Below are 23062 nucleotides of genomic sequence, written 5' to 3' on the forward strand. Positions count from 1 at the left end.
CTATCAGATGTCCAGGAGCAGGCGAGCCGGGTCTTCCAGCAGGTTCTTGATGGTCACCAGGAACGTCACGGCTTCTTTACCATCGATCAGGCGGTGATCGTAAGACAGTGCCAGGTACATCATCGGGCGAATCACGACCTGGCCGTTGATGGCCATCGGACGCTGGATGATGTTGTGCATGCCCAGGATCGCGGCTTGCGGCGGGTTGACGATCGGCGTCGACATCATCGAACCGAAGGTACCACCGTTGGTGATGGTGAAGGTACCGCCGGTCATCTCGTCGATGGTCAGCTTGCCGTCACGGGCTTTCTTGCCGAAGCCGGCGATGCCGCCTTCGATTTCTGCCAGGCTCATCAGTTCGGCATTACGCAGAACCGGTACCACCAGGCCACGGTCGCTGGACACGGCAACGCCGATGTCTGCGTAGCCGTGGTAAACGATGTCGCTGCCGTCGATGGAAGCGTTGACTGCCGGGAAGCGCTTCAGCGCTTCGGTGGCTGCTTTCACGAAGAACGACATGAAGCCCAGGCGTACGCCGTTGTGGGACTTCTCGAACAGATCCTTGTACTTCGAACGCAGGGCCATGACTTCGGTCATGTCGACTTCGTTGAAGGTGGTCAGCATGGCCATGTTCGACTGGGCTTCAACCAGGCGCTTGGCCACGGTGGCACGTACGCGAGTCATCGGTACGCGCTTCTCGGTGCGGTCGCCGGCAGCGAACACAGGAGCAGCGGCAGCCGGGGCAGCAGCCTTGGCAGGTGCGGCAGCTGGAGCGTTTTTCTTGGCTTCAACGGCAGCCACCACGTCTTCCTTGGTGACACGGCCGTCTTTGCCGGTGCCCTTGATGGAAGCCAGGTTGATGCCGTTTTCGTCAGCCAGTTGACGCGCAGCCGGTGCGGCGATTGGATCTTCACCACCTGCAGCCGGAGCGGCAGCAGGTGCCGAAGCAGCGGCCGCAGCAGGAGCAGCAGCGGCAGGAGCAGCGGCAGCGCTGCCCTCTTCGATCGAGCCCAGTACCTGGTTCGACAGAACGGTAGCGCCTTCTTCGGCAACGATTGCGCCCAGCACGCCGTCAGCTTCGGCCAACACTTCCAGCACGACCTTGTCGGTCTCGATGTCGACGATCAGGTCGTCACGCTTGACGGCCTCACCTGGTTTCTTGTGCCAGGTGGCAACGGTGCCATCGGCAACCGATTCCGGGAATGACGGGGCTTTGATTTCGATAGCCATTATCTGTAGGTCCTTAAAATTCGGTTTCAGTCAGCGCGAAGGCGTTAAACAGTGAAAGCATCTTGCAGCAGTTTTTCCTGCTGCTCGGCGTGCATCGACGCATAACCACAGGCAGGTGCAGCAGAAGCATCACGACCGGCGTACTCAAGGCCAAGGCCTGTCTTGTGGTTACCGACGCTGCGACGCAAATGATGCTGGCTGCTGTACCACGCGCCCTGGTTCATCGGTTCTTCCTGACACCACACCGCGTTGGTGAGGTTGGTGTAAGGCGCGATGGCCTCCATCAGGTCGTCTTCCGGGAACGGGTAAAGCTGCTCGATGCGCACGATGGCGATGTCTTCGCGGCCTTCGGCACGGCGTTTTTCCAGCAAATCGTAGTAAACCTTGCCGCTGCACAGGATCAGGCGAGTGACCTTGGCGGCGTCCAGCGTGTCGATTTCTGAAATAACGGTCTGGAACGAACCATCAGCCAGATCTTCCAGGGTCGAGACGGCCAATTTATGACGCAACAACGATTTCGGCGTCAGCACGACCAGCGGCTTGCGCAACGGACGGATCACTTGGCGACGCAGCAAGTGGTAGATCTGGGCCGGGGTAGTCGGCACGCACACCTGGATGTTGTGCTCGGCGCACAGCTGCAGGTAACGCTCCAGACGGGCGGAGGAGTGCTCCGGACCCTGACCTTCATAACCGTGTGGCAACAGCATGGTCAGACCGCACAGACGGCCCCACTTGTGCTCGCCGCTGGTGATGAACTGGTCGATGACCACCTGGGCACCGTTGGCAAAGTCGCCGAACTGGGCTTCCCAGATCACCAGCGCCTGAGGCGTAGTGGTCGAGTAACCGTATTCGAACGCCAGTACGGCCTCTTCGGACAGGAACGAATCGTACAGGTCGAAACGTGGCTGGCCTTCGTACAGGTTCTGCAACGGGATGTAGGTGCCCGCGTCTTTCTGGTTGTGCAACACAGCGTGACGGTGCGAGAACGTACCACGGCCGATGTCCTGGCCGGTCATACGAATCGGGTGACCTTCGAACGCCAGGGTCGCGTACGCCATGGTTTCAGCGTAACCCCAGTTGATCGGCAGGCCGCCGGCTTGCATCTTCTGACGGTCTTCGTAGATCTTCGCAACCTGGCGCTGTACGACAAAGCCGTCTGGAATTTCCAGCAGCTTGGCGGACAGTTCCTGCAGGGTTTTCAGATCGAACGAGGTGTCATGGCGCGCAGTCCAGGCGTGGCCCAGGTACGGACGCCAGTCAACGAACAGCTCTTTGTTCGGCTCTTTAACCAGGCTTTTAACTACATGCAGGCCGTTGTCCAGCGCGTTGCGGTATTCATCGATCTTCGCCTGAACACGCGCATCGTCAACCACGCCGGCCTTGATCAGGCTGTCGGCGTACAGCTCACGGGTGGTGCGCTGCTTGGTGATTTGCTGGTACATCAACGGCTGGGTGCCGCTAGGCTCATCCGCTTCGTTGTGACCGCGGCGACGGTAGCAGACCAGGTCGATCACTACGTCACGCTTGAATTGCATGCGGTAGTCGATGGCGAGCTGGGTCACGAACAACACGGCTTCCGGATCATCACCATTCACATGGAGAATCGGCGCCTGGATCATCTTGGCAACGTCGGTGGCGTACTCGGTAGAGCGCGCGTCCAGCGGGTTGCTGATGGTGAAGCCGACCTGGTTGTTGATCACGATGTGAACCGTACCACCGGTCTTGAAGCCGCGAGTCTGCGACATCTGGAACGTTTCCAGGACCACGCCTTGACCGGCGAATGCCGCGTCACCGTGGATGGAAATCGGCAGGACCTTTTCACCGGTGGAGTCGTTACGACGATCCTGGCGCGCACGTACCGAACCCTCGACCACTGGCGAAACGATTTCCAGGTGGGATGGGTTGAACGCCATGGCCAGGTGAACTTCACCGCCGGTGGTCATTACGTTGGACGAGAAGCCCTGATGATATTTAACGTCACCGGAACCCAGCTCGACCTTTTTCTTGCCTTCGAACTCGTCGAACAGCTCACGCGGGTTCTTGCCGAAGGTGTTGACCAACACGTTCAGGCGACCACGGTGAGCCATGCCGATTACGACTTCCTTGGTACCGTAGGAACCGGAACGCTGGATCAGCTCGTCGAGCATCGGAATCAGGCTTTCGCCGCCTTCCAGGCCGAAACGCTTGGTGCCCGGGTATTTGGTGCCCAGGTATTTCTCGAGGCCTTCGGCCGCGGTCACTCGCTCCAGCAGGTGGCTGCGTACATCGGCGGACAAAACCGGACGGCCACGCACGCCTTCCAGGCGATGCTGGAACCAGTGGCGCTGCTCGGAATCGGTGATGTGCGTAAACTCAGCGCCGATGGTGCGGCAATATGTCTGCTGCAACGCTTCGTGAATTTCGCGTAGGCTCGCTTCCTCTTTGCCGATGAACAGGTCGCCGGCACGGAAGGTCGTATCAAGATCGGCATTGGTCAAGCCGTAATGATTGATCGACAGGTCTGCAGGTGCAGGACGCTGCCACAGCCCCAGCGGGTCAAGCTGGGCTGCCTGGTGGCCACGCATACGGTAGGCCTGGATCAGTCGCAGTACTTCAACTTGCTTCTTCTCATGCTCACTGCTCACGCTGCCGGCGGAAACCGGTTGGGCGCGGCGCTGGTTCTTTGCCAGCAGCACAAACTGATCGCGAATTGTTGCGTGCGATACATCGGTGGCAGCGTTGCCGTCTGAAGACAACGTCTGAAATTTGGTGCGCCATTCTTCTGGCACAGCGTTAGGGTCGTGCAGGTAGAGCTCATAAAGCTCTTCCACATAGGCAGCGTTACCACCTGAAAGATAGCCGCTGTTCCACATGCGCTGCATCACGCTTTCTTGCATGCTTGGTCACCCTCGTTTTGGGGACACCACCGGCGAAAACACCGAGTTTGCTTGCAAAAGGCCAAGTGCAGCGACCAAAACAAGCCACTAGGATCACGCTGATAGTTCGGGTACCAACCCGAATGCCCCTGCTTGTCTCATTTCTTCAAAATAAGAGCCGCGGCTTTGTAAGTCGCTGCTCAAGTTAAAACTACGGCGCCGGTTGAAGCCTGCGCCGCAGCATTTACGGGCACAACGGTCCTGCTTTTACTTCAACGTCAGTTACACGCCGCTCTGCAGCAGCATGTTACGGATGTGACCAATGGCCTTAGTCGGGTTCAGGCCTTTGGGACATACGTTGACGCAGTTCATGATCCCGCGGCAGCGGAATACGCTGAACGGGTCATCCAGAGAAGCCAGGCGCTCGGACGTCTTGGTGTCACGGCTGTCTGCCAGGAAGCGATACGCTTGCAGCAGGGCAGCTGGGCCCAGGAACTTGTCCGGGTTCCACCAGAAGGACGGGCACGAAGTCGAGCAGCAAGCGCACAGGATGCACTCGTACAGACCGTCGAGCTTTTCACGCTCTTCTGGGGACTGCAGACGCTCGATGGCCGGAGCCGGCGTGTCGTTCTGCAGGAACGGCTTAACTTTCTCGTATTGCTTGTAGAAGATGCTCATATCGACGACCAGGTCACGGATAACCGGCAAACCTGGCAGAGGACGAACGATCAGCTTGTTGCCTTTAACGACGGCGGACAGCGGCGTGATGCACGCCAGGCCGTTCTTGCCGTTGATGTTCATGCCGTCGGAGCCGCAGACACCTTCACGGCAAGAGCGACGATAGGAGAAACCCTCGTCCTGCTCTTTGATCAGGGCCAGCACGTCCAGCACCATCAGGTCTTTACCACCGGTATCGACCGAAAATTCCTGCATGAACGGCGCAGCGTCCTGATCAGGGTTGTAGCGATAAACACTGACTTTCAACATGGCAGCCACCCTTAGTAAGTCCGAATCTTCGGTTCAAACGTCGGAACCGTCTTCGGCGAGAAGTTCACGGCACGCTTGGTTACGCGCTTGTCACCCGGGAAGTACAGGGTGTGGCACAACCAGTTTTCGTCATCGCGATCTTCAAAGTCTTCACGAGCGTGAGCACCACGGGATTCTTTACGAACCTCGGCGGCGATCGCAGTCGCTTCAGCCACTTCCAACAGGTTTTGCAGCTCAAGGGCTTCGATACGAGCAGTGTTGAACGCCTGGCTCTTATCATTGATCTTGACGTTGGCGATACGCTTGCGCAGGTCGGCCAGCTGGGCGATACCCTTCTGCATGTATTCGCCGGTACGGAACACACCGAAGTAGTTCTGCATGCAGTTTTGCAACTCGCGACGCAGGGTTGCCACGTCTTCGCCATCAGTGCGCTCGTTCAGAGCGTTGAGGCGCGCCAGGGCAGCTTCAATGTTGGCGTCGGTGGCGTCATCGTATTCGATGCCGTCGGTCAGCGCTTTTTCCAGGTGCAGGCCGGCCGCGCGGCCGAAGACCACCAGGTCGAGCAGCGAGTTGCCGCCCAGGCGGTTGGCGCCGTGAACCGATACGCATGCCACTTCGCCTACCGCGAACAGACCATGGATGATCTCGTCCTGGCCGTCGGCGTTCTGGGTGATCGCCTGGCCATGAATGTTGGTCGGCACGCCGCCCATCATATAGTGGCAAGTCGGAACAACCGGAACCGGTGCAACCACCGGGTCAACGTGTGCGAAAGTCTTGGACAGCTCGCAGATACCAGGCAGGCGGCTGTGCAGTACTTCTTCACCGAGGTGATCGAGCTTGAGCAGTACGTGGTCGCCATTCGGGCCACAGCCGTTGCCGGCAATGATCTCTTTAACCATCGAACGGGCCACAACGTCACGACCAGCAAGGTCTTTGGCGTTCGGAGCATAACGCTCCATGAAACGCTCGCCATGCTTGTTGATCAGGTAGCCACCTTCACCACGGCAACCTTCGGTCACCAGTACGCCGGCGCCGGCGATGCCGGTCGGGTGGAACTGCCACATTTCGATGTCTTGTACCGGCACGCCAGCGCGCAGCGCCATGCCGACGCCGTCACCGGTGTTGATCAGGGCGTTGGTGGTCGACGCGTAGATACGACCTGCACCGCCGGTCGCCAGAACGGTAGCCTTGGCGCGGATGTAGGTGGTTTCACCGGTTTCGATGCAGATAGCGATCACACCGACGAACTCGCCTTGCGCGTTCTTGACCAGGTCAACCGCGTAGTACTCGTTCAGGAACGTGGTGCCAGCTTTCAGGTTGCCCTGATAAAGGGTGTGCAGCAGTGCGTGACCGGTGCGGTCGGACGCAGCGCAGGTACGGGCAGCCTGGCCACCTTTACCGTAATCCTTCGACTGGCCGCCGAATGGACGCTGGTAGATACGACCCTGCTCGGTACGGGAGAACGGCAGCCCCATGTGGTCCAGCTCGAACACCGCGGCCGGGCCTTCCTGACACATGTATTCGATAGCGTCCTGGTCACCGATGTAGTCGGAACCCTTGACGGTATCGTACATGTGCCAGCGCCAGTCATCGTTCGGGTCGGCGGACGCGATGGCGCAGGTGATGCCACCCTGGGCCGATACGGTGTGGGAGCGCGTCGGGAACACCTTGGTGATCACGGCAGTCTTGTGACCACCCTGGGCCAGCTGCAGCGCAGCGCGCATGCCAGCACCGCCGCCACCAATAATGATGGCGTCGAATGAAATAGTTGGAATGTTAGCCATGAATCAGATACCCCAAAGAATCTGCACACCCCAGACGAAGTAAGCGAACATCGCGACGCCGCATACTGCCTGGAAGAGGAAACGTACTGCAGTCGCGGACTTGCCCAGCGCCATCGGCGTCAGGTAGTCAGTCGCGATGGTCCACATGCCAACCCAGGCGTGTGCGCCCAGGGCTACAAGGGCCAGCAGACTGAAGATTCGCATCGCATTGTGGGAAAACAGGCCGTGCCATTGCTCATAGCCGATGCCCGGGTTTGCGACGAGGTATCCGATCAGGAAAATGAAATAAGCCGCGAGAACGACCGCAGACACACGCTGTGCCATCCAGTCATAGAGGCCCGAACGCGACAGATTCGTAACGCTGGTTACCATATCCAAACTCCTGCCAGAACGATCAGCACCACGGAAATGGCGATGATGATTTTCGAGCCCAGGCGGCCGCCTTCCAGCGTCTCACCGATGCCCATGTCCATGATCAAGTGGCGCACACCGGCTACCAGGTGATACAGAAGAGAGGACAAGAGGCCCCATGCTACGAACTTGGCCAGCGGGCTGGTCAAGCATGCCTTCACCTCGGCGTAACCTTCCTCGGAACCCAGGGATTTGCTCAATGCATAAAGCATGATGCCCAAGCCCAGGAACAGGATGATGCCGGAAACACGGTGCAGGAACGACGTAACGCCGGTGATGGGGAGTTTGATGGTCCTTAGGTCTAGGTTTACAGGTCGTTGGCTATTCACGGCTTTTTTCACACTTAAGAGCCCCTAACAATCAGGGCAAAGTTGTCGGGGAGTGCACTGGTCAGGTAAGCACCACCCAGGGAGTGCGACCCCCAATGAAAGCAAGCCCAAAAGCCCTTGGCGGTCGGTGGCCGAGTATAGACAGTTAGGTTACTAATGACAACGCGCACACCTCACCCTAATAGCTGATTGCGCTGACGGGATAAAAGGCGTAAATGGCAGTCAATTTCGACGAAAAAGTACGGTTAAAGCCTTCTGGCGCAAGACTTTAGGCAAATTGACATCTGGATTTATATCAATATAGTGGTGCGGGCCCTGCGTGGGGGGTCTGTCTGATGATTTGAAGCATAAATAGGAGGCCACATGGCTGACAAAAAAGCGCAGTTGATCATCGAGGGCGCAGCCCCCGTCGAGCTGCCCATTTTAACCGGCACCGTTGGTCCCGATGTTATCGACGTACGGGGCCTGACGGCCACGGGCCGTTTTACTTTCGACCCAGGCTTCATGTCGACCGCGTCCTGCGAGTCGAAGATCACCTATATCGATGGTGACAATGGCATCCTGCTTCATCGCGGTTACCCGATCGAGCAACTGGCTGAAAAGTCGGACTACCTGGAAACCTGCTACCTGCTGCTAAATGGCGAATTGCCAACAGCCGAGCAGAAAGCCCAGTTCGTCAGCACCGTGAAGAACCACACCATGGTTCACGAGCAGTTGAAGACCTTCTTCAACGGCTTCCGTCGCGACGCCCACCCGATGGCCGTCATGTGCGGTGTGGTCGGCGCCCTGTCGGCCTTCTATCACGACTCCCTGGACATCAATAACCCGCAGCATCGCGAAATCTCCGCGATCCGCCTGGTTGCCAAGATGCCGACCCTGGCCGCAATGGTTTACAAGTACTCCATGGGCCAGCCCATGATGTACCCGCGCAACGACCTGACGTACGCGGAAAACTTCCTGCACATGATGTTCAACACCCCGTGCGAGATCAAACCGATCAGCCCGACGCTCGCCAAGGCCATGGACCGGATCTTCATCCTCCACGCCGACCACGAGCAGAACGCCTCCACCTCCACCGTACGCCTGGCCGGTTCTTCGGGTGCCAACCCGTTCGCCTGTATCGCCGCCGGTATCGCTGCGCTGTGGGGCCCTGCCCACGGCGGTGCGAACGAAGCCGTATTGACCATGCTCGATGAAATCGGCGATGTGTCCAACATCGACACCTTCATCGCCAAGGCCAAGGACAAGAACGATCCGTTCAAGTTGATGGGCTTCGGTCACCGGGTCTACAAGAACCGCGACCCACGCGCCACCGTGATGAAGCAGACCTGCGACGAAGTGTTGAAGGAACTGGGCATCAAGAACGATCCGCAACTCGAACTGGCCATGCGCCTGGAAGAGATCGCCCTGACCGACCCGTACTTCATCGAACGCTCGCTGTACCCGAACGTCGACTTCTACTCGGGGATCATCCTCAAGGCGATCGGCATTCCAACCAGCATGTTCACCGTGATCTTCGCCCTGGCGCGGACCGTGGGCTGGATCTCCCACTGGAAAGAAATGCTCTCCAGCCCGTACAAGATTGGCCGCCCGCGCCAGCTGTACACCGGCTACGAGTCGCGTGACATTACCAAGCTGGAAGATCGCAAGTAAGCACTCAACTGCTTGGTTGTACTGAAAACGGCCTCCCTCAGTGGAGGCCGTTTTTATGTGTGGTGCCTGGTGTACCGCCATCGGGAGCAAGCCCCCTCCCACACTGGATTGGGTTCACAGATTTCAACTTGTGAACACAGTCAAATGTGGGAGGGGGCTTGCTCCCGATGAGGCCAGCCCACCCACTACAGATTTTCAGGCAAAAAAATACCCCGGCCTTTCGACCGGGGCATTTCTTATTGAGCTACTACCTTAGTGGTTAACCGCCCCGCTCGCCCCCAGGCCAGTCTGCGAACGCACAAACTGCGGGAAGTACAGCGCACGCTCTTTCTCTGCCGCCGCCGACTTGTCGGTGATGGAGAAGAACCAGATGCCGACGAACGCAATGATCATCGAAAACAGCGCCGGGTATTCATACGGGAAGATGGCTTTTTCATGGTGCAGGATCGAGACCCAGATGGTCGGACCAAGGATCATCAGGCCCACGGCACTGATCAAGCCCAGCCAGCCGCCGATCATGGCGCCACGGGTGGTGAGGTTTTTCCAGTACATGGAAAGCAGCAGCACCGGGAAGTTACAGCTGGCAGCAATCGAGAACGCCAGGCCGACCATGAACGCAATGTTCTGGCTTTCGAACAGGATACCCAAGCCAATCGCCAGCACTGCCAGGGCGATGGTGGTGATCTTCGACACGCGAATCTCATCCTTCTCGTTGGCCTTGCCTTTCTTGATCACGCTGGCATACAGGTCATGGGACACCGCCGAAGCACCGGCCAGGGTCAAGCCAGCAACCACCGCGAGGATAGTGGCAAACGCCACGGCCGAGATGAAGCCCAGGAAGATACTGCCCCCCACCGCGTTGGCCAGGTGCACCGCCGCCATGTTGTTACCCCCGAGCAAGGCGCCTGCCGCATCCTTGAACGCCGGGTTGGTGCTGACCAGCAGAATCGCGCCGAAGCCGATGATAAAGGTCAGGATATAGAAGTAGCCGATGAAGCCCGTGGCATACAGCACGCTCTTACGCGCTTCCTTGGCGTCGCTTACAGTGAAGAAGCGCATCAGGATGTGCGGCAGGCCAGCGGTACCGAACATCAGGGCCAGGCCCAGGGAGAACGCCGAGATCGGATCCTTGACCAGGCCGCCCGGGCTCATGATCGCTTCACCTTTAGGGTGAACCTTGATCGCCTCGGAAAACAGCGTGTTGAAGTCGAAGTTGACGTGCTTCATCACCATCAACGCCATGAACGAGGCCCCCGACAGCAACAGCACCGCCTTGATGATCTGCACCCAGGTGGTCGCCAGCATGCCGCCGAACAACACATACATGCACATCAGGATGCCGACCAGGATCACTGCCACATGGTAGTCCAGGCCGAACAGCAGCTGGATCAGTTTGCCCGCGCCTACCATCTGCGCGATCAGGTAGAACGCCACCACCACCAGCGAACCACATGCCGACAGGCTGCGGATCTGGGTTTGCCCGAGGCGATAGGACGCCACGTCGGCAAAGGTGTACTTGCCCAGGTTACGCAGGCGCTCGGCGATCAGGAACAGAATGATCGGCCAGCCCACCAGGAAGCCGATCGAGTAGATCAGGCCGTCGTAGCCGGAGGTGAACACCAGTGCGGAAATACCCAGGAAGGACGCGGCAGACATGTAGTCGCCAGCGATCGCCAGGCCGTTCTGGAAACCGGTGATCTTGCCGCCGGCCGCATAGTAGTCGGCCGCCGACTTGTTGCGCTTGGACGCCCAGTAGGTGATGCACAACGTCGCGCCGACAAAGGCCACGAACATCAGGATCGCTGCAATGTTCAGCGGTTGCTTGTGCACTTCACCGGTCAATGCATCTGCCGCCCAAACGGCAGGCGCAATGACTGAAGCGCCGAGTACAGCCAATAGACGACGGATCATTGCGCAGCCTCCTTGAGAATCGCATTGTTCAGGTCGTCGAATTCGCCGTTGGCGCGGCGTACATAGATGCCGGTGAGGATGAAGGCCGACACAATCAGCCCAACCCCGATAGGGATGCCCCAGGTGATGGATGAACCGGGGCTGAGTTTGGCACCCAGTATTTGTGGCCCGTAGGCAATCAACAGGATGAAACCGGAGTAAAGCCCTAGCATGATCGCCGAGAGAATCCAGGCGAACCTTTCCCTTTTTCTAACCAGCTCCTTGAAACGCGGGCTGTTTTGAATCGAGAGGTAAATGCTGTCGTTCATTGTTTTTATCCTCGCAGCACAGCTTTTTTATTATTGGAACGTATCCACTGTATGCGGCTGCGGAACAGGTTCCAGACGACCTTAGTAGTAGAGGGAGTGTAGCGAGGGTTAGCGGGTGCACAGAAAAATTTGAGGCGGTACAAAACTAACGTGGGAGGGGGCTTGCTCCCGATAGCGGTGCGTCAGTCAAATTTGCATTGACTGGCACACCGCTATCGGGAGCAAGCCCCCTCCCACAGGGACTGCATCAAGCGGCAGGGTTATTTAGCAATCCACTGCGCCACACGCTCAGGGTGCTTGGCGACCCAATCCTTGGCCGCTGCGTCTGGCTTGGCGCCCTCTTGAATAGCGAGCATGACTTCGCCGATCTCATCCTTGGAGGCCCACTGGAATTTCTTCAGGAAGGCCGCGACTTCCGGCGCTTTCTTCTCCAGGCCCTTGCTGCCGATGCTGTTGACGGATTCAGCAGCACCATAAATCCCTTTAGGGTCGTCCAGGAAACGCAGTTTCCACTTGGCGAACATCCAGTGCGGCACCCAACCGGTCACCGCAATGGATTCCTGTTTGTCTTCGGCGCGGGTCAGTTCGGCGATCATCGCCGCGCCCGAGCTGGCTTGCAGTTTGTAGTCCAGGCCATATTGCTTGATCGCTTCGTCGGTCTTGAGCATCACGCCTGAGCCCGCGTCGATGCCGACGATCTTGTTCTTGAAGGTGGTATCGGTCTTGAGGTCTTCGATGGACTTGGCCTTGACGTACTCCGGCACGATCAAGCCGATCTTCGCATCCTTGAAATTGGGGCCATAGTCGACCACCTTGTCCTTGTTCTTGGCCCAGTATTCACCGTGGGTCACGGGCAGCCAGGCGGAAAGCATGGCGTCGAGTTTGCCGGTGGCAACGCCCTGCCACATGATCCCGGTGGCGACGGCTTGCAGTTTCACGTCGTAGCCAAGCTTTTCCTTGATTACTTCTGCTGCCACGTGGGTGGTGGCCACGCTGTCGGACCAACCGTCTACGTAGCCGATGCTCAGGGTCTTGCTGTCGGCGCTGGCCAGTGTGGAGCCCATCGCAACTACCAGAGTGGCAGCTGCGCCCAAGAGTCGTCGCATCTTCATAGTACTTCCCCGAAAGTGCTGCGCCCGACGGATGCCGAGCGACGTCAATCTGTTGTTATAGGGTGCACCGCGCCCCCTTCACGCGCATCGATCCGGTTGCTCAAGACATCAGTGGAGTGCTGACACTTCGATCATCAACCTGCCGGATCCATGAACCTGCTCTGTCAGCGACCTCGGCTAAGCAAGGAACGACATCACATAGCCAGCAAGATACTTCCTAGGACTTGACGTCAGAATCCCGCCCGAACTTTGCATGTCAAAACTATGCGGCCCCACTGGGATGCGCCAATTGCAGGTAAGATGCGCGCCTTTGCTCCCCCAGATAAGCCGACCATGCCCGCGACTGCCCGCTTCCCTGCCCTGCCCTATTTTCTTGCCTTGATCCTAGGCCTGCTTGCCCTTGTCGGCTATTGGTACGGCCTCGGCCGGCCAGTGGTGTTGCCGGACGTCGCCAGCGCCAGCCATAAGATGCAATGTGCGTCCTACACGCCGTTCGACAAGGACCAATCTCCGTTCGACCAGCCGTTCAAGCTGCGCCCCGAACGCATCGACGCCGACCTGGCACTGCTCGCCACGCGCTTTGAATGCATTCGCACCTATTCCATGACCGGTCTGGAAGCCTTGCCGGAGCTGGCGCGCAAGCATGGCTTGACGGTGATGGCCGGGGCCTGGGTCAGCAGTGACCCCGTGGCGACCGAAAAGGAAATCAACGAGCTGATCGCTTCCGCCAACGCCTATCCCGACATCGTCACCTCGGTGATCGTCGGCAACGAAGCGCTGTTGCGCAAGGAAGTCACCGCCAAGCAGCTGGTGGCGCTGATCCATAAGGTCAAAAGCCAGATCAAGCAGCCGGTCACCTATGCCGATGTCTGGGAATTCTGGTTGCAACACCCGCAAATCGCCCCGGCGGTGGACTTCCTGACGATTCACCTGCTGCCGTATTGGGAAGATGATCCGTCCGGCATCGACCAGGCGCTCAAGCACGTGGGTGATGTACGCCAGACCTTTGGCCACAAGTTCGCACCCAAGGACATCGTGATCGGCGAGACCGGCTGGCCCAGCGAAGGCCGCCAGCGCGAAACCGCCGTGCCAAGCCGGGTCAATGAAGCCAAGTTCATGCGTGGTTTCGTGGCCATGGCCGAAGCCAATGGCTGGCGCTACAACCTGATCGAGGCCTTTGACCAGCCATGGAAACGTGCGAGTGAAGGCGCCGTCGGCGGTTACTGGGGGCTGTTCGATGCAGACCGCCAGGACAAAGGCATCCTCGCCGGCCCCGTAACCAATGTGCCCTACTGGCCGCTGTGGCTGGGGGTGGGCGGGCTCATCCTGCTCGGCACCCTGGTGCTCGGCGGCCGCGTTCGCAGCATGCGCTGCGCATTGATGCTGCCGTTGCTCGGTGCCGTCGCAGCCTGCTCCATCGGCACCTGGGCCGAATTGACCCGCGTCACCGCACGCTTCAACGATGAATGGGTGTGGGCGGGCTTGCTGGTGGTGTTGAACCTGCTGGTGCTGGCCCATGCCGCCCTGGCCCTGAGCGCCCGCGAAGGCTGGCGCGAGCGAGCATTCGACTGGCTGGAGCAGCGCGCAGGCTGGCTGGTGGCAATCGCCGGGTTTGCGGGGGCGGTGATGATGTTGGCGCTGGTGTTTGACCCGCGTTATCGCAGCTTCCCGAGCGCGGCGCTGGTGCTGCCGGCCCTGGTGTATCTGGTACGCCCAGTGACTGGACCGCGTCGGGAGATTGCACTGCTGACCTTCATTGTCGGTGCCGGTATTGCGCCGCAGTTGTACCGTGAAGGCTTGATGAATCAGCAGGCATGGGGTTGGGCAGTGGTCAGCTTGCTCATGGTTGTAGCCTTGTGGCGTTGCTTGCGGGTGCGCAAGGCTTAAGACCGCTTTCGCGAGCAAGCCCGCTCCCACATTGGATTGGGTTCACAGATTTCTATTTGTGAATACAGACAACATGTGGGAGCGGGCTTGCTCGCGAAGAGGCCCTATCAGGCGCCCCGCGACTTGCGGACCAACCGCAACCCCGCAATCACCACGGCAAACACCGCAAACGTGGTGTTGTACAACGCCAATGCCGGAAACCCGAACACCATCCCCAGCACCGCCAAGGCCCAACCGGTACGCCCCGGCACGAAAAACGCCAGCACCGACGTCACCAGCGCTGCCCACCCCAGCACCTTGAAGTGAATCATCAGCCCCAGGTTCGAACGCACCTGGCATTCCCAGCGGCTGGCCTCATCAGCACATAGCCCAACCCACTGTCCATCCTCCATAAAGCCGTAGCGTGCGGCATAACTGGCGGCCAGCCATAACGGCAGGGCAATAAGCAGCAGGATCAACGGCAAACGACGAGACATGGGGCACTCCGATAGGCAAAAACGGCGCTCAGCTTAATCCCACAGCGGCCGTTAGCAAGGTGTTAGCGCAGATATCTATTCAACATAGCCTGGCAAAGTGTATCTTCTGGCAACTATTACCCCGATTCCGACGCTTTTTCCGACTTTTCGTGCCGCAGGCTGGCACTTCGGTGGCAACGCGGTGGTCATAGCCTGCGAACTTCATTCAGCACGTTTCCTCTTAGGGATTAAGTCATGCTCCGTTCCTTGCGCTGTGCTGCCTTGCTGGGCAGCCTATTTTTGAGTGCGTCAGCACTGGCGGTCGATATCGACGCAGCCAGCTATGGCTACCCTTTGACCAATCCGTTCGAAGCGACCATCGCCACCACCCCCCCCGACCTTCGGCCAAAACTGCCGACTGACGACGAGATCAACCAATCCGATTACACCTTGAATATGCGCCCCGAGCGCGAGTTCAGCCTGCCGGACAACTTCTGGGCGGTGAAAAAACTCACCTACCGCATTGCCAAGCAGGACCGCGCCGCGCCGCTGATCTTCCTGATCGCCGGCACCGGCGCGCGGTTTGACAGCAGCATCAACGAATACCTGAAAAAGCTGTATTACCAGGCCGGCTACCATGTGGTGCAGCTGTCATCGCCTACCAGCTTCGACTTCATCAGCGCCGCTTCACGCTTCGCCACCCCGGGTATCACCCAGGAAGACGCCGAAGACATGTACCGCGTGATGCAAGCCGTGCGCGCACAGAACGCCTCGTTGCCGGTGACCGACTTTTACCTCACCGGCTACAGCCTCGGCGCCCTGGATGCAGCGTTTGTGAGCAAGCTGGACGAGACCCGTCGCAGCTTCAACTTCAAGAAAGTGCTGCTGCTCAACCCGCCGGTCAACCTCTACACCTCGATTACCAACCTCGACAAGCTGGTACAGACCGAGGTCAAGGGCATCAACAACACCACCACCTTCTATGAGCTGGTGTTGAGCAAACTGACGCGTTACTTCCAGCAAAAAGGCTACATCGATCTCAACGATGCGCTGCTCTATGACTTCCAGCAGTCCAAGCAGCACCTGAGCAACGAACAGATGGCCATGCTGATCGGCACCTCGTTCCGCTTTTCGGCAGCCGACATCGCCTTCACCTCGGACCTGATCAACCGCCGCGGCCTGATCATTCCTCCGAAGTATCCAATCACCGAAGGCACCAGCCTCACGCCGTTCCTCAAGCGTGCGCTGCAATGCGACTTCGACTGCTACCTCACCGAACAAGTGATCCCGATGTGGCGCGCCCGCTCCGACGGCGGCAGCCTGCTGCAACTGATCGACCAGGTCAGCCTGTACGCCCTCAAGGACTACCTGCGCGACAGCCCGAAAATCGCCGTGATGCACAACGCCGACGACGTGATCCTCGGCCCTGGCGACCTGGGTTTCCTGCGTAAAACCTTCGGCGATCGCTTGACCGTCTACCCGCTGGGCGGCCACTGCGGCAACCTCAATTACCGCGTCAACGCCGACGCCATGCTGGAGTTCTTCCGTGGCTAAATATCTTCTGCTGCTTGCCGCACTGATGTGCGCAGGCGTGGCCAATGCCGACAACAGCAAGGCCCATGAACCGGTCAAGGTCGATACTGACGGCTTCAAGGAGCCGCTGACCAAGCTCAAGTTCAACCCGGGCCTGGACCAGCGCGAGTTTGAACGCTCATCGCTGACCGCCCTCAACGTGTATGACCCGTTGGAGTCGTGGAACCGCCGCGTGTACCACTTCAACTACCGCTTCGACCAGTGGGTGTTCCTGCCAGTGGTCAATGGCTACCGTTATGTCACACCGAGTTTCCTGCGCACCGGCGTGAGCAACTTCTTCAACAACCTGGGCGACGTGCCCAACCTGTTGAACAGCCTGCTGCAACTCAAGGGCCACCGCTCCCTGGAAACCACCGGGCGCCTGCTGGTCAACACCACCATCGGCGTCGCCGGCCTGTGGGACCCGGCCACCGCCATGGGCCTGCCGCGCCAGAGCGAAGACTTCGGCCAGACCCTGGGTTTCTACGGCGTGCCCGGCGGCGCGTACGTGGTACTGCCGATTTTCGGCCCCTCGAACCTGCGTGACACCACCGGCCTGATCGTCGACTACGGCGCCGAAACCCAGATCAACTTCCTCAACGTGTCCGAAGTCAGCTCCAACCACCCGGAAATCTGGGCCCTGCGCGCGGTGGACAAGCGCTACCAGACCAGCTTCCGCTACGGTCAGATGAACTCGCCGTTCGAGTATGAGAAGGTGCGGTATATCTATACGGAATCGCGCAAGTTGCAGATTGCCGAGTAACAAACGCCCACTAAAAAGGCCATTCGAATGAATGGCCTTTTTTATTGCCGTCAGCATCAAGCCTTCAGCGCTTTCCACGCCTTGCCGACCACTGCGACCACTGCCAGCACCACCGCCCCAGCGATAATCCCCGCCACACCATTGAGCAGCGTCGGTACCAGCCACGCCACCCCGCCCGCGCCCTGGCTGACCGTTTCGATCCAGTGATGCACCACCGGCACGCCATGGGTGAGAATCCCGCCGCCTACCAGGAACATCGCCGCCGTGCCAATCACCGACAGGCTCTTCATCATGTACGGTGCTGCCCGCAAGATTGCGCCGCCAATACTGCGCGCCGCCTGGCCAGGCTTCTGGGTGAGCCACAGGCCCAAATCGTCCAGCTTGACGATACCGGCCACCAGCCCGTAGACGCCCACGGTCATGACGATCGCAATGCCCGACAGCACGATCACCTGCTGCATCAACGGCGCGTCGGCCACGGTGCCGAGGGTGATGGCGATGATTTCCGCCGAGAGGATAAAGTCGGTGCGGATCGCGCCTTTGATCTTGCCCTTTTCAAAGGCCACCAGATCGGTCGCCGGGTCGGCCACGGCTTCGACCAACTGCGCATGTTCGGCCTGATCCTCGGCCTTGCTGTGCAGGAATTTATGCGCGAGTTTCTCGAAGCCTTCAAAACACAGGTACGCGCCGCCAAGCATCAACAGCGGCGTTACCGCCCACGGGGCAAAGGCGCTGATCAACAGCGCGGCGGGCACCAGGATCAACTTGTTGATAAACGAGCCCTTGGCCACCGCCCACACCACCGGAATTTCCCGCTCGGCGCGCACACCGGAAACTTGCTGGGCATTGAGTGCCAGGTCGTCACCCAGTACACCGGCGGTCTTCTTTGCCGCCATTTTTGTCATCAGTGCGACGTCATCAAGAACCGCGGCGATATCGTCGATCAGTACCAACAAGCTGCTTCCTGCCATGAATCAAGTATCCGTAAGGGGGAGATCGGGCGAGCATAGCGCGGCGCAAGGCGTTATGGGCAGATTGTTGAGGCACCCGGATGGCCGGTGCTACCATGCGCAACCGCCTGTCATGGCAAGGAAATCTCTGGTTTATGAGCAGCATTCGCGAGCGCAACAAAGAAAAAATCCTGCGGGCGGCGAGCGAGGAGTTTGCCGACAAGGGCTTCGCCGCGACCAAGACCAGCGATATCGCCGCCAAGGCCGGGCTGCCCAAGCCCAACGTCTACTACTACTTCAAGTCCAAGGACAACCTCTACCGCGAGGTGCTCGAGAGCATTATCGAGCCGATCCTGGCCGCCTCCACGCCGTTCAACCCGGACGGCGAGCCCAAGGAGGTGCTGAGCAATTACATCCGCTCGAAAATCCGCATTTCCCGTGACCTGCCCTTCGCCTCCAAGGTATTCGCCAGCGAAATCATGCACGGCGCCCCGCACCTGAGCACCGAGCAGGTTGACCAGCTAAACGCCCAGGCCAAGCACAACATCGATTGCATCCAGAACTGGGTGGACCGTGGCTTGATTGCCACCATTGACCCTAACCACCTGATGTTCAGCATCTGGGCAGCAACCCAGACCTATGCGGATTTTGACTGGCAGATCTCGGCGGTCACCGGCAAGGCCAAGTTGGATGAGGCCGACTATGAGGCGGCGGCGCAGACGATTATTCGGTTGGTGCTCAAGGGGTGTGAGCTGGACTGAGGGGCCGTGGTGCCTGTGCTATTCGCGAGCAAGCCCGCTCCCACATTGGATTGGGTTCCGGACACACATTGTATTAACGCCGCTGAGCCCATGTGGGAGCGGGCTTGCTCGCGAAAGCGCCCTCCCAGACACATCCTGCCAAAAGCCTGTCAATCAGCATCAACCACCCAGCTCTAGCCTCTCAGAACACTATCTGAAGAGAGGCAATGGAATGCTTGGTCACGCTAGCTCACATCGTCTGCGCATCGGCCGGTTCAGCGAATCAAATCGCATCTACCTAATCACCACCAACACCCACGAACGTGTACCGATATTCAGTGACTTTCACTTAGGTAGGTTGGTGGTCTGGCAATTCAGGTTGGCCCAGTACCAAGGGCTGGCTAACTCCCTGGCCTGGGTGGTTATGCCTGATCATTTCCACTGGCTGATCGAACTGAAAAAAGGCTCGCTGGGAGATCTGCTGTGCCAAGTGAAATCCAAAAGCACCCGAACTGTGAACGGTGCCACAGGCCGCAAAGGGCGTCTTTGGCAAACCAGCTTTCATGACCGAACACTGCGCAAGGAAGACGATCTGGTAAAAATGGCCAGGTATGTGGTGGCCAATCCTCTGCGGGCCGGTTTGGTGAAGCGGATTGGCGACTATCCGCTGTGGGATGCGGTTTGGGTATAGCGCCGAGACCGAGCTGCCCCCTTCGCGAGCAAGCCCGCCCCCACATTGGATTGGGTTCACAGATATCTATTTGTGAATACAGACAAAATGTGGGAGCGGGCTTGCTCGCGAAGAGGCCCTGCCAGTCACTGAAGTATCAGGCAGACACCCCCGCATCCGCCATCAACCCCACCCCCTCGATCGCCGTGATCGCACACTGCTCATCAATATCCGACGTATCCCCACTGATCCCGATCGCCCCCAACACCAACCCCGCCTGATCGCGAATCAACACCCCACCCGGTGCCGGCACCACGCTGCCCTGCCCCAGGCTATTCAACGCAGCAATAAACGCCGGCCGTTGCTGCGCGTCCAGTGCCAGCAAGCGTGAGCCTTTGCCCAGGGCAATTGCGCCCCAGGCCTTGCCGATGGCGATTTGCGGGCGCAGCAGGCTGGCGCCGTCTTCACGCTGCAGGGTGATCAGGTGGCCACCACTGTCGAGTACCGCAATGGTCAACGGCGCAGCAGAAATCGTGCGGCCTGCGGTAAGGGCCTGGCTGGCCAGTTGGGTGGCGAGTTTCAAGGTTAAAGCGCTCATAGGTGCCGTCCTCATCTTGTTATGGGTAAAGCGGTGGAGTTCTGTTTGATCAGATGCTCGATCAAACAAATAGAACACAATCAGTTTTATTTTTGTATACAATATTTTCCAACATAAGCTCCATACGTCTAAAAAAGCCGTTCCGACCAACGCAAAGGTCAGTTTACAAAATGCATTGACCTGCGCAGCCCGCCGTGAATACACTTTGGACAAACACCACTTGTATACAATTACAAAACGCAAGAGGCACCAAAACCATGAGCAAAATGAGAGCAATCGAAGCCGCCGTCCTGGTGATGCGCCGTGAAGGTGTGGATACCGCCTTCGGTATCCCAGGCGCCGCGATCAACCCCTTGTATTCGGCCTTGCAGAAGGTGGGTGGCATCGATCACGTCCTTGCTCGCCACGTTGAAGGCGCCTCGCACATGGCCGAGGGCTACACCCGCACCAAGGCCGGCAATATCGGCGTGTGCATCGGCACTTCCGGCCCGGCGGGCACCGACATGGTCACCGGCCTGTACAGCGCCTCGGCCGACTCGATCCCGATCCTGTGCATCACCGGGCAAGCACCCCGCGCCCGGATGCACAAGGAAGACTTCCAGGCCGTGGACATCACCAGCATCGTCAAGCCGGTGACCAAGTGGGCGACCACCGTTCTCGAACCGGGCCAAGTGCCCTACGCCTTCCAGAAGGCCTTCTATGAAATGCGCTCCGGCCGCCCCGGCCCAGTATTGATCGACCTGCCATTCGACGTGCAGATGGCCGAGATCGAATTCGACATCGACGCCTACCAGCCCCTGCCCCTGGCCAAGCCCTTGGCCACGCGCATCCAGGTCGAAAAAGCCCTGGCGCTGCTGGATCAGGCTGAACGCCCATTGCTGGTGAGCGGTGGCGGCGTGATCAACGCCGACGCCAGCGAGCTGCTGGTGGAGTTCGCCGAGTTGACCGGCATTCCAGTGATCCCGACCCTCATGGGCTGGGGCACCATCCCCGACGATCACCCGCTGATGGTGGGCATGGTCGGCCTGCAAACGTCCCATCGTTATGGCAACGCAACGATGCTCAAGTCGGACGTGGTGCTGGGCATCGGTAACCGCTGGGCCAACCGCCACACCGGTTCGGTAGAGGTGTACACCGAAGGGCGAAAATTCATTCACGTCGACATCGAGCCGACGCAGATTGGACGCGTGTTCACCCCGGACCTGGGCATTGTGTCCGACGCCGGTTCCGCGCTGACGATGTTCATTGAAGTGGCCCGCGAATGGAAAGCCGCCGGCAAGCTCAAGGACCGCAGCGCCTGGCTGCATGACTGCCAGCAGCGCAAAGCCACCCTGCACCGCAAGACGCACTTCGACAACGTACCGGTCAAGCCGCAACGCGTGTACGAAGAGATGAACCAGGTGTTCGGCAAAGACACCTGCTACGTCAGCACCATCGGTTTGTCGCAGATTGCCGGCGCGCAGTTCCTGCATGTGTACAAGCCACGCCACTGGATCAACTGCGGCCAGGCCGGCCCATTGGGCTGGACCATTCCGGCGGCGCTGGGTGTGGTCAAGGCCGATCCGAGCCGCAAGGTGGTGGCGCTGTCGGGCGACTACGACTTCCAGTTCATGATCGAAGAGCTGGCCGTGGGGGCACAGTTCAAGCTGCCGTACATCCACGTGGTGGTGAACAACTCCTACCTGGGCTTGATCCGCCAGGCCCAGCGCGGCTTTGAAATGGACTACTGCGTGCAGCTGTCCTTCGACAACCTCAATGCGCCGGAACTCAACGGTTATGGCGTCGACCATGTGGCGGTCGCCGAAGGCCTGGGTTGCAAGGCCCTGCGTGTGTTCGAGCCAGGCCAGATCCAACCAGCCTTGCGCCGCGCCCAGGAAATGATCGAAGAATTCAAGGTGCCGGTGATCGTTGAGATTATTCTGGAGCGGGTGACCAATATTTCCATGGGCACCGAGATCAACGCCGTCAATGAATTCGAAGACCTGGCCTTGGTCGGCAACGATGCGCCGACTGCCATTTCCCTGCTCGATTAAGGAGAACCCTATGCCGCGCTTTGCCGCCAACCTGTCCATGCTGTTCACCGAACAGGACTTCCTTGCTCGCTTCAAGGCAGCCGCTGATGCCGGCTTCGAAGGTGTGGAATACCTGTTCCCGTATGAATTGAGCTCCGCCGAGATCAAGGCGCAGCTCGATGCCAATGGCCTGACCCAAGTGCTGTTCAACTTGCCGGCCGGTGACTGGGCCAAGGGTGAGCGCGGCCTGGCCTGCCACCCGGACCGGGTCGAGGAGTTTCGCGCCGGGGTCAAGCTGGCCATCGCTTACGCCCAGGTACTGGGCAACACCCAGGTCAACTGCCTGGCGGGTATCCGGCCACAAGGTGTGGACGATGAAACCCTGGAAAAGACCTTTGTCGCCAACCTCAAGTACGCCGCCGACAAGCTGCAGGCAGTGGGCATCAAGCTGGTGATGGAGATGATCAACACCCGTGACATCCCGGGCTTCTACCTGAATAACACCGCCCAGGCCCTGTCGATTCGTGAACAGGTGGGCAGTGACAACCTGTTCCTGCAATACGACATCTATCACATGCAAATCATGGAAGGTGACTTGGCGCGGACCATGGCGGCGCACCTGGGTGAGATCAACCATATCCAACTGGCGGATAACCCGGGGCGCAATGAGCCGGGGACTGGGGAGATCAACTATCGCTTCCTGTTCGAGCATCTGGACCGCATTGGTTATACGGGTTGGGTTGGCTGTGAGTACAAGCCGTTGACCACGACCGAAGCGGGTTTGGGTTGGCTCAAAACTCATAACGCGATCTGACACAAACAACACAAAACCAAT

Annotated in this window: 20 protein-coding genes; 8 read left to right on the plus strand and 12 right to left on the minus strand. The window is 59.1% G+C overall.

Annotated features, from left to right (window positions below; all coding sequences use genetic code 11):
- Positions 1 to 3 precede the first annotated feature (3 nt).
- The 6 genes from odhB to sdhC form a co-directional block, all read right to left on the minus strand.
- Positions 4 to 1230, minus strand: coding sequence for a 2-oxoglutarate dehydrogenase complex dihydrolipoyllysine-residue succinyltransferase (gene odhB, locus JFT66_RS00615; RefSeq protein WP_034118921.1), 1227 nt, complete (start codon positions 1228 to 1230; stop codon positions 4 to 6).
- 44 nt (positions 1231 to 1274) lie between these two features.
- Positions 1275 to 4106, minus strand: a complete 2832-nt coding sequence (locus JFT66_RS00620) for a 2-oxoglutarate dehydrogenase E1 component (RefSeq protein WP_034118920.1) — start codon at positions 4104 to 4106, stop codon at positions 1275 to 1277.
- A gap of 261 nt (positions 4107 to 4367) precedes the next feature.
- Positions 4368 to 5072 (minus strand): succinate dehydrogenase iron-sulfur subunit, encoded by a 705-nt coding sequence (locus JFT66_RS00625; protein ID WP_034118919.1) that lies wholly within the window; start codon positions 5070 to 5072, stop codon positions 4368 to 4370.
- 11 nt (positions 5073 to 5083) lie between these two features.
- Complete coding sequence (gene sdhA / locus JFT66_RS00630; protein ID WP_003190007.1) at positions 5084 to 6856, minus strand: succinate dehydrogenase flavoprotein subunit; 1773 nt, start codon at positions 6854 to 6856, stop codon at positions 5084 to 5086.
- 3 nt (positions 6857 to 6859) lie between these two features.
- Positions 6860 to 7228 (minus strand): succinate dehydrogenase, hydrophobic membrane anchor protein, encoded by a 369-nt coding sequence (gene sdhD, locus JFT66_RS00635; protein WP_003172805.1) that lies wholly within the window; start codon positions 7226 to 7228, stop codon positions 6860 to 6862.
- Positions 7222 to 7608, minus strand: coding sequence for a succinate dehydrogenase, cytochrome b556 subunit (sdhC, locus tag JFT66_RS00640; RefSeq protein ID WP_198809868.1), 387 nt, complete (start codon positions 7606 to 7608; stop codon positions 7222 to 7224). The genes sdhD and sdhC overlap by 7 nt, the downstream gene beginning before the upstream one ends.
- A 351-nt stretch (positions 7609 to 7959) precedes the next feature.
- On the opposite strand from sdhC, the gene gltA reads away from it, so the two are divergent.
- A complete protein-coding gene (gltA, locus tag JFT66_RS00645) occupies positions 7960 to 9249 on the plus strand; it encodes a citrate synthase (RefSeq protein WP_034118918.1) in 1290 nt (429 codons plus the stop codon).
- 252 nt (positions 9250 to 9501) lie between these two features.
- On the opposite strand, the gene JFT66_RS00650 is transcribed toward gltA, so the two are convergent.
- The 3 genes from JFT66_RS00650 to JFT66_RS00660 form a co-directional block, all read right to left on the minus strand.
- The gene (locus JFT66_RS00650; RefSeq protein ID WP_034118917.1) at positions 9502 to 11160 is read right to left on the minus strand and encodes a cation acetate symporter; all 1659 of its coding nucleotides are present in this window, start codon (positions 11158 to 11160) and stop codon (positions 9502 to 9504) included.
- The gene (locus tag JFT66_RS00655; protein ID WP_034118916.1) at positions 11157 to 11468 is read right to left on the minus strand and encodes a DUF485 domain-containing protein; all 312 of its coding nucleotides are present in this window, start codon (positions 11466 to 11468) and stop codon (positions 11157 to 11159) included. The genes JFT66_RS00650 and JFT66_RS00655 overlap by 4 nt, the downstream gene beginning before the upstream one ends.
- A gap of 260 nt (positions 11469 to 11728) precedes the next feature.
- Positions 11729 to 12580, minus strand: coding sequence for a glycine betaine ABC transporter substrate-binding protein (locus JFT66_RS00660; protein ID WP_034118915.1), 852 nt, complete (start codon positions 12578 to 12580; stop codon positions 11729 to 11731).
- Positions 12581 to 12913: 333 nt separating this feature from the next.
- Between JFT66_RS00660 and JFT66_RS00665 the strand changes: the two genes are divergently transcribed.
- Complete coding sequence (locus JFT66_RS00665) at positions 12914 to 14467, plus strand: glycoside hydrolase family 17 protein (RefSeq protein ID WP_198858591.1); 1554 nt, start codon at positions 12914 to 12916, stop codon at positions 14465 to 14467.
- A gap of 107 nt (positions 14468 to 14574) precedes the next feature.
- On the opposite strand, the gene JFT66_RS00670 is transcribed toward JFT66_RS00665, so the two are convergent.
- Positions 14575 to 14943: a hypothetical protein gene (locus JFT66_RS00670; protein ID WP_034118914.1), complete on the minus strand. Its 369-nt coding sequence runs from the start codon at positions 14941 to 14943 to the stop codon at positions 14575 to 14577.
- A gap of 234 nt (positions 14944 to 15177) precedes the next feature.
- On the opposite strand from JFT66_RS00670, the gene JFT66_RS00675 reads away from it, so the two are divergent.
- Both JFT66_RS00675 and JFT66_RS00680 read left to right on the plus strand, forming a co-directional pair.
- Positions 15178 to 16476 carry a serine/threonine protein kinase gene (locus JFT66_RS00675; protein WP_153870610.1) on the plus strand — a complete coding sequence of 433 codons (1299 nt, stop codon included), beginning with the start codon at positions 15178 to 15180 and terminating at the stop codon, positions 16474 to 16476.
- Positions 16469 to 17257, plus strand: coding sequence for an MlaA family lipoprotein (locus JFT66_RS00680; RefSeq protein ID WP_034118912.1), 789 nt, complete (start codon positions 16469 to 16471; stop codon positions 17255 to 17257). The genes JFT66_RS00675 and JFT66_RS00680 overlap by 8 nt, the downstream gene beginning before the upstream one ends.
- Positions 17258 to 17313: 56 nt before the next feature.
- Here JFT66_RS00680 and JFT66_RS00685 read toward each other — a convergent pair whose 3' ends face one another.
- The gene (locus JFT66_RS00685) at positions 17314 to 18228 is read right to left on the minus strand and encodes a DUF808 domain-containing protein (RefSeq protein ID WP_198858592.1); all 915 of its coding nucleotides are present in this window, start codon (positions 18226 to 18228) and stop codon (positions 17314 to 17316) included.
- Positions 18229 to 18362: 134 nt separating this feature from the next.
- On the opposite strand from JFT66_RS00685, the gene JFT66_RS00690 reads away from it, so the two are divergent.
- Both JFT66_RS00690 and JFT66_RS00695 read left to right on the plus strand, forming a co-directional pair.
- On the plus strand, positions 18363 to 18968 hold the full coding sequence (locus tag JFT66_RS00690; RefSeq protein ID WP_198858593.1) for a TetR/AcrR family transcriptional regulator: 606 nt from the start codon (positions 18363 to 18365) through the stop codon (positions 18966 to 18968).
- A 211-nt stretch (positions 18969 to 19179) separates the two neighbouring features.
- Complete coding sequence (locus JFT66_RS00695) at positions 19180 to 19638, plus strand: REP-associated tyrosine transposase (RefSeq protein ID WP_034118909.1); 459 nt, start codon at positions 19180 to 19182, stop codon at positions 19636 to 19638.
- A 136-nt stretch (positions 19639 to 19774) separates the two neighbouring features.
- On the opposite strand, the gene JFT66_RS00700 is transcribed toward JFT66_RS00695, so the two are convergent.
- Positions 19775 to 20215 carry a GlcG/HbpS family heme-binding protein gene (locus JFT66_RS00700; protein WP_034118908.1) on the minus strand — a complete coding sequence of 147 codons (441 nt, stop codon included), beginning with the start codon at positions 20213 to 20215 and terminating at the stop codon, positions 19775 to 19777.
- 257 nt (positions 20216 to 20472) lie between these two features.
- Between JFT66_RS00700 and gcl the strand changes: the two genes are divergently transcribed.
- Together gcl and hyi are read left to right on the plus strand one after the other, a co-directional pair.
- Complete coding sequence (gene gcl, locus JFT66_RS00705; protein WP_034118907.1) at positions 20473 to 22248, plus strand: glyoxylate carboligase; 1776 nt, start codon at positions 20473 to 20475, stop codon at positions 22246 to 22248.
- A gap of 10 nt (positions 22249 to 22258) precedes the next feature.
- Positions 22259 to 23041 (plus strand): hydroxypyruvate isomerase, encoded by a 783-nt coding sequence (hyi, locus tag JFT66_RS00710; protein WP_153837818.1) that lies wholly within the window; start codon positions 22259 to 22261, stop codon positions 23039 to 23041.
- Positions 23042 to 23062: the final 21 nt, after the last annotated feature.

The sequence above is a fragment of the Pseudomonas sp. MF6755 genome (assembly GCF_016405635.1).
Taxonomy (GTDB): Bacteria; Pseudomonadota; Gammaproteobacteria; order Pseudomonadales; family Pseudomonadaceae; genus Aquipseudomonas; species Aquipseudomonas haemolytica.

What these genes read in the sequence shown, in the direction of transcription:
- JFT66_RS00695 (WP_034118909.1), top strand. Translation starts at nt 19,180, where the DNA reads ATGCTTGGTCACGCTAGCTCACATCGTCTGCGCATCGGCCGGTTCAGC.
- gltA (WP_034118918.1), top strand. Translation starts at nt 7,960, where the DNA reads ATGGCTGACAAAAAAGCGCAGTTGATCATCGAGGGCGCAGCCCCCGTC.
- JFT66_RS00690 (WP_198858593.1), top strand. Translation starts at nt 18,363, where the DNA reads ATGAGCAGCATTCGCGAGCGCAACAAAGAAAAAATCCTGCGGGCGGCG.
- JFT66_RS00675 (WP_153870610.1), top strand. Translation starts at nt 15,178, where the DNA reads ATGCTCCGTTCCTTGCGCTGTGCTGCCTTGCTGGGCAGCCTATTTTTG.
- gcl (WP_034118907.1), top strand. Translation starts at nt 20,473, where the DNA reads ATGAGCAAAATGAGAGCAATCGAAGCCGCCGTCCTGGTGATGCGCCGT.
- hyi (WP_153837818.1), top strand. Translation starts at nt 22,259, where the DNA reads ATGCCGCGCTTTGCCGCCAACCTGTCCATGCTGTTCACCGAACAGGAC.
- JFT66_RS00685 (WP_198858592.1), bottom strand. Translation starts at nt 18,228, where the DNA reads ATGGCAGGAAGCAGCTTGTTGGTACTGATCGACGATATCGCCGCGGTT.
- JFT66_RS00665 (WP_198858591.1), top strand. Translation starts at nt 12,914, where the DNA reads ATGCCCGCGACTGCCCGCTTCCCTGCCCTGCCCTATTTTCTTGCCTTG.
- JFT66_RS00700 (WP_034118908.1), bottom strand. Translation starts at nt 20,215, where the DNA reads ATGAGCGCTTTAACCTTGAAACTCGCCACCCAACTGGCCAGCCAGGCC.
- JFT66_RS00650 (WP_034118917.1), bottom strand. Translation starts at nt 11,160, where the DNA reads ATGATCCGTCGTCTATTGGCTGTACTCGGCGCTTCAGTCATTGCGCCT.
- odhB (WP_034118921.1), bottom strand. Translation starts at nt 1,230, where the DNA reads ATGGCTATCGAAATCAAAGCCCCGTCATTCCCGGAATCGGTTGCCGAT.
- JFT66_RS00660 (WP_034118915.1), bottom strand. Translation starts at nt 12,580, where the DNA reads ATGAAGATGCGACGACTCTTGGGCGCAGCTGCCACTCTGGTAGTTGCG.
- sdhA (WP_003190007.1), bottom strand. Translation starts at nt 6,856, where the DNA reads ATGGCTAACATTCCAACTATTTCATTCGACGCCATCATTATTGGTGGC.
- JFT66_RS00625 (WP_034118919.1), bottom strand. Translation starts at nt 5,072, where the DNA reads ATGTTGAAAGTCAGTGTTTATCGCTACAACCCTGATCAGGACGCTGCG.
- JFT66_RS00655 (WP_034118916.1), bottom strand. Translation starts at nt 11,468, where the DNA reads ATGAACGACAGCATTTACCTCTCGATTCAAAACAGCCCGCGTTTCAAG.
- sdhD (WP_003172805.1), bottom strand. Translation starts at nt 7,228, where the DNA reads ATGGTAACCAGCGTTACGAATCTGTCGCGTTCGGGCCTCTATGACTGG.
- JFT66_RS00620 (WP_034118920.1), bottom strand. Translation starts at nt 4,106, where the DNA reads ATGCAAGAAAGCGTGATGCAGCGCATGTGGAACAGCGGCTATCTTTCA.
- JFT66_RS00670 (WP_034118914.1), bottom strand. Translation starts at nt 14,943, where the DNA reads ATGTCTCGTCGTTTGCCGTTGATCCTGCTGCTTATTGCCCTGCCGTTA.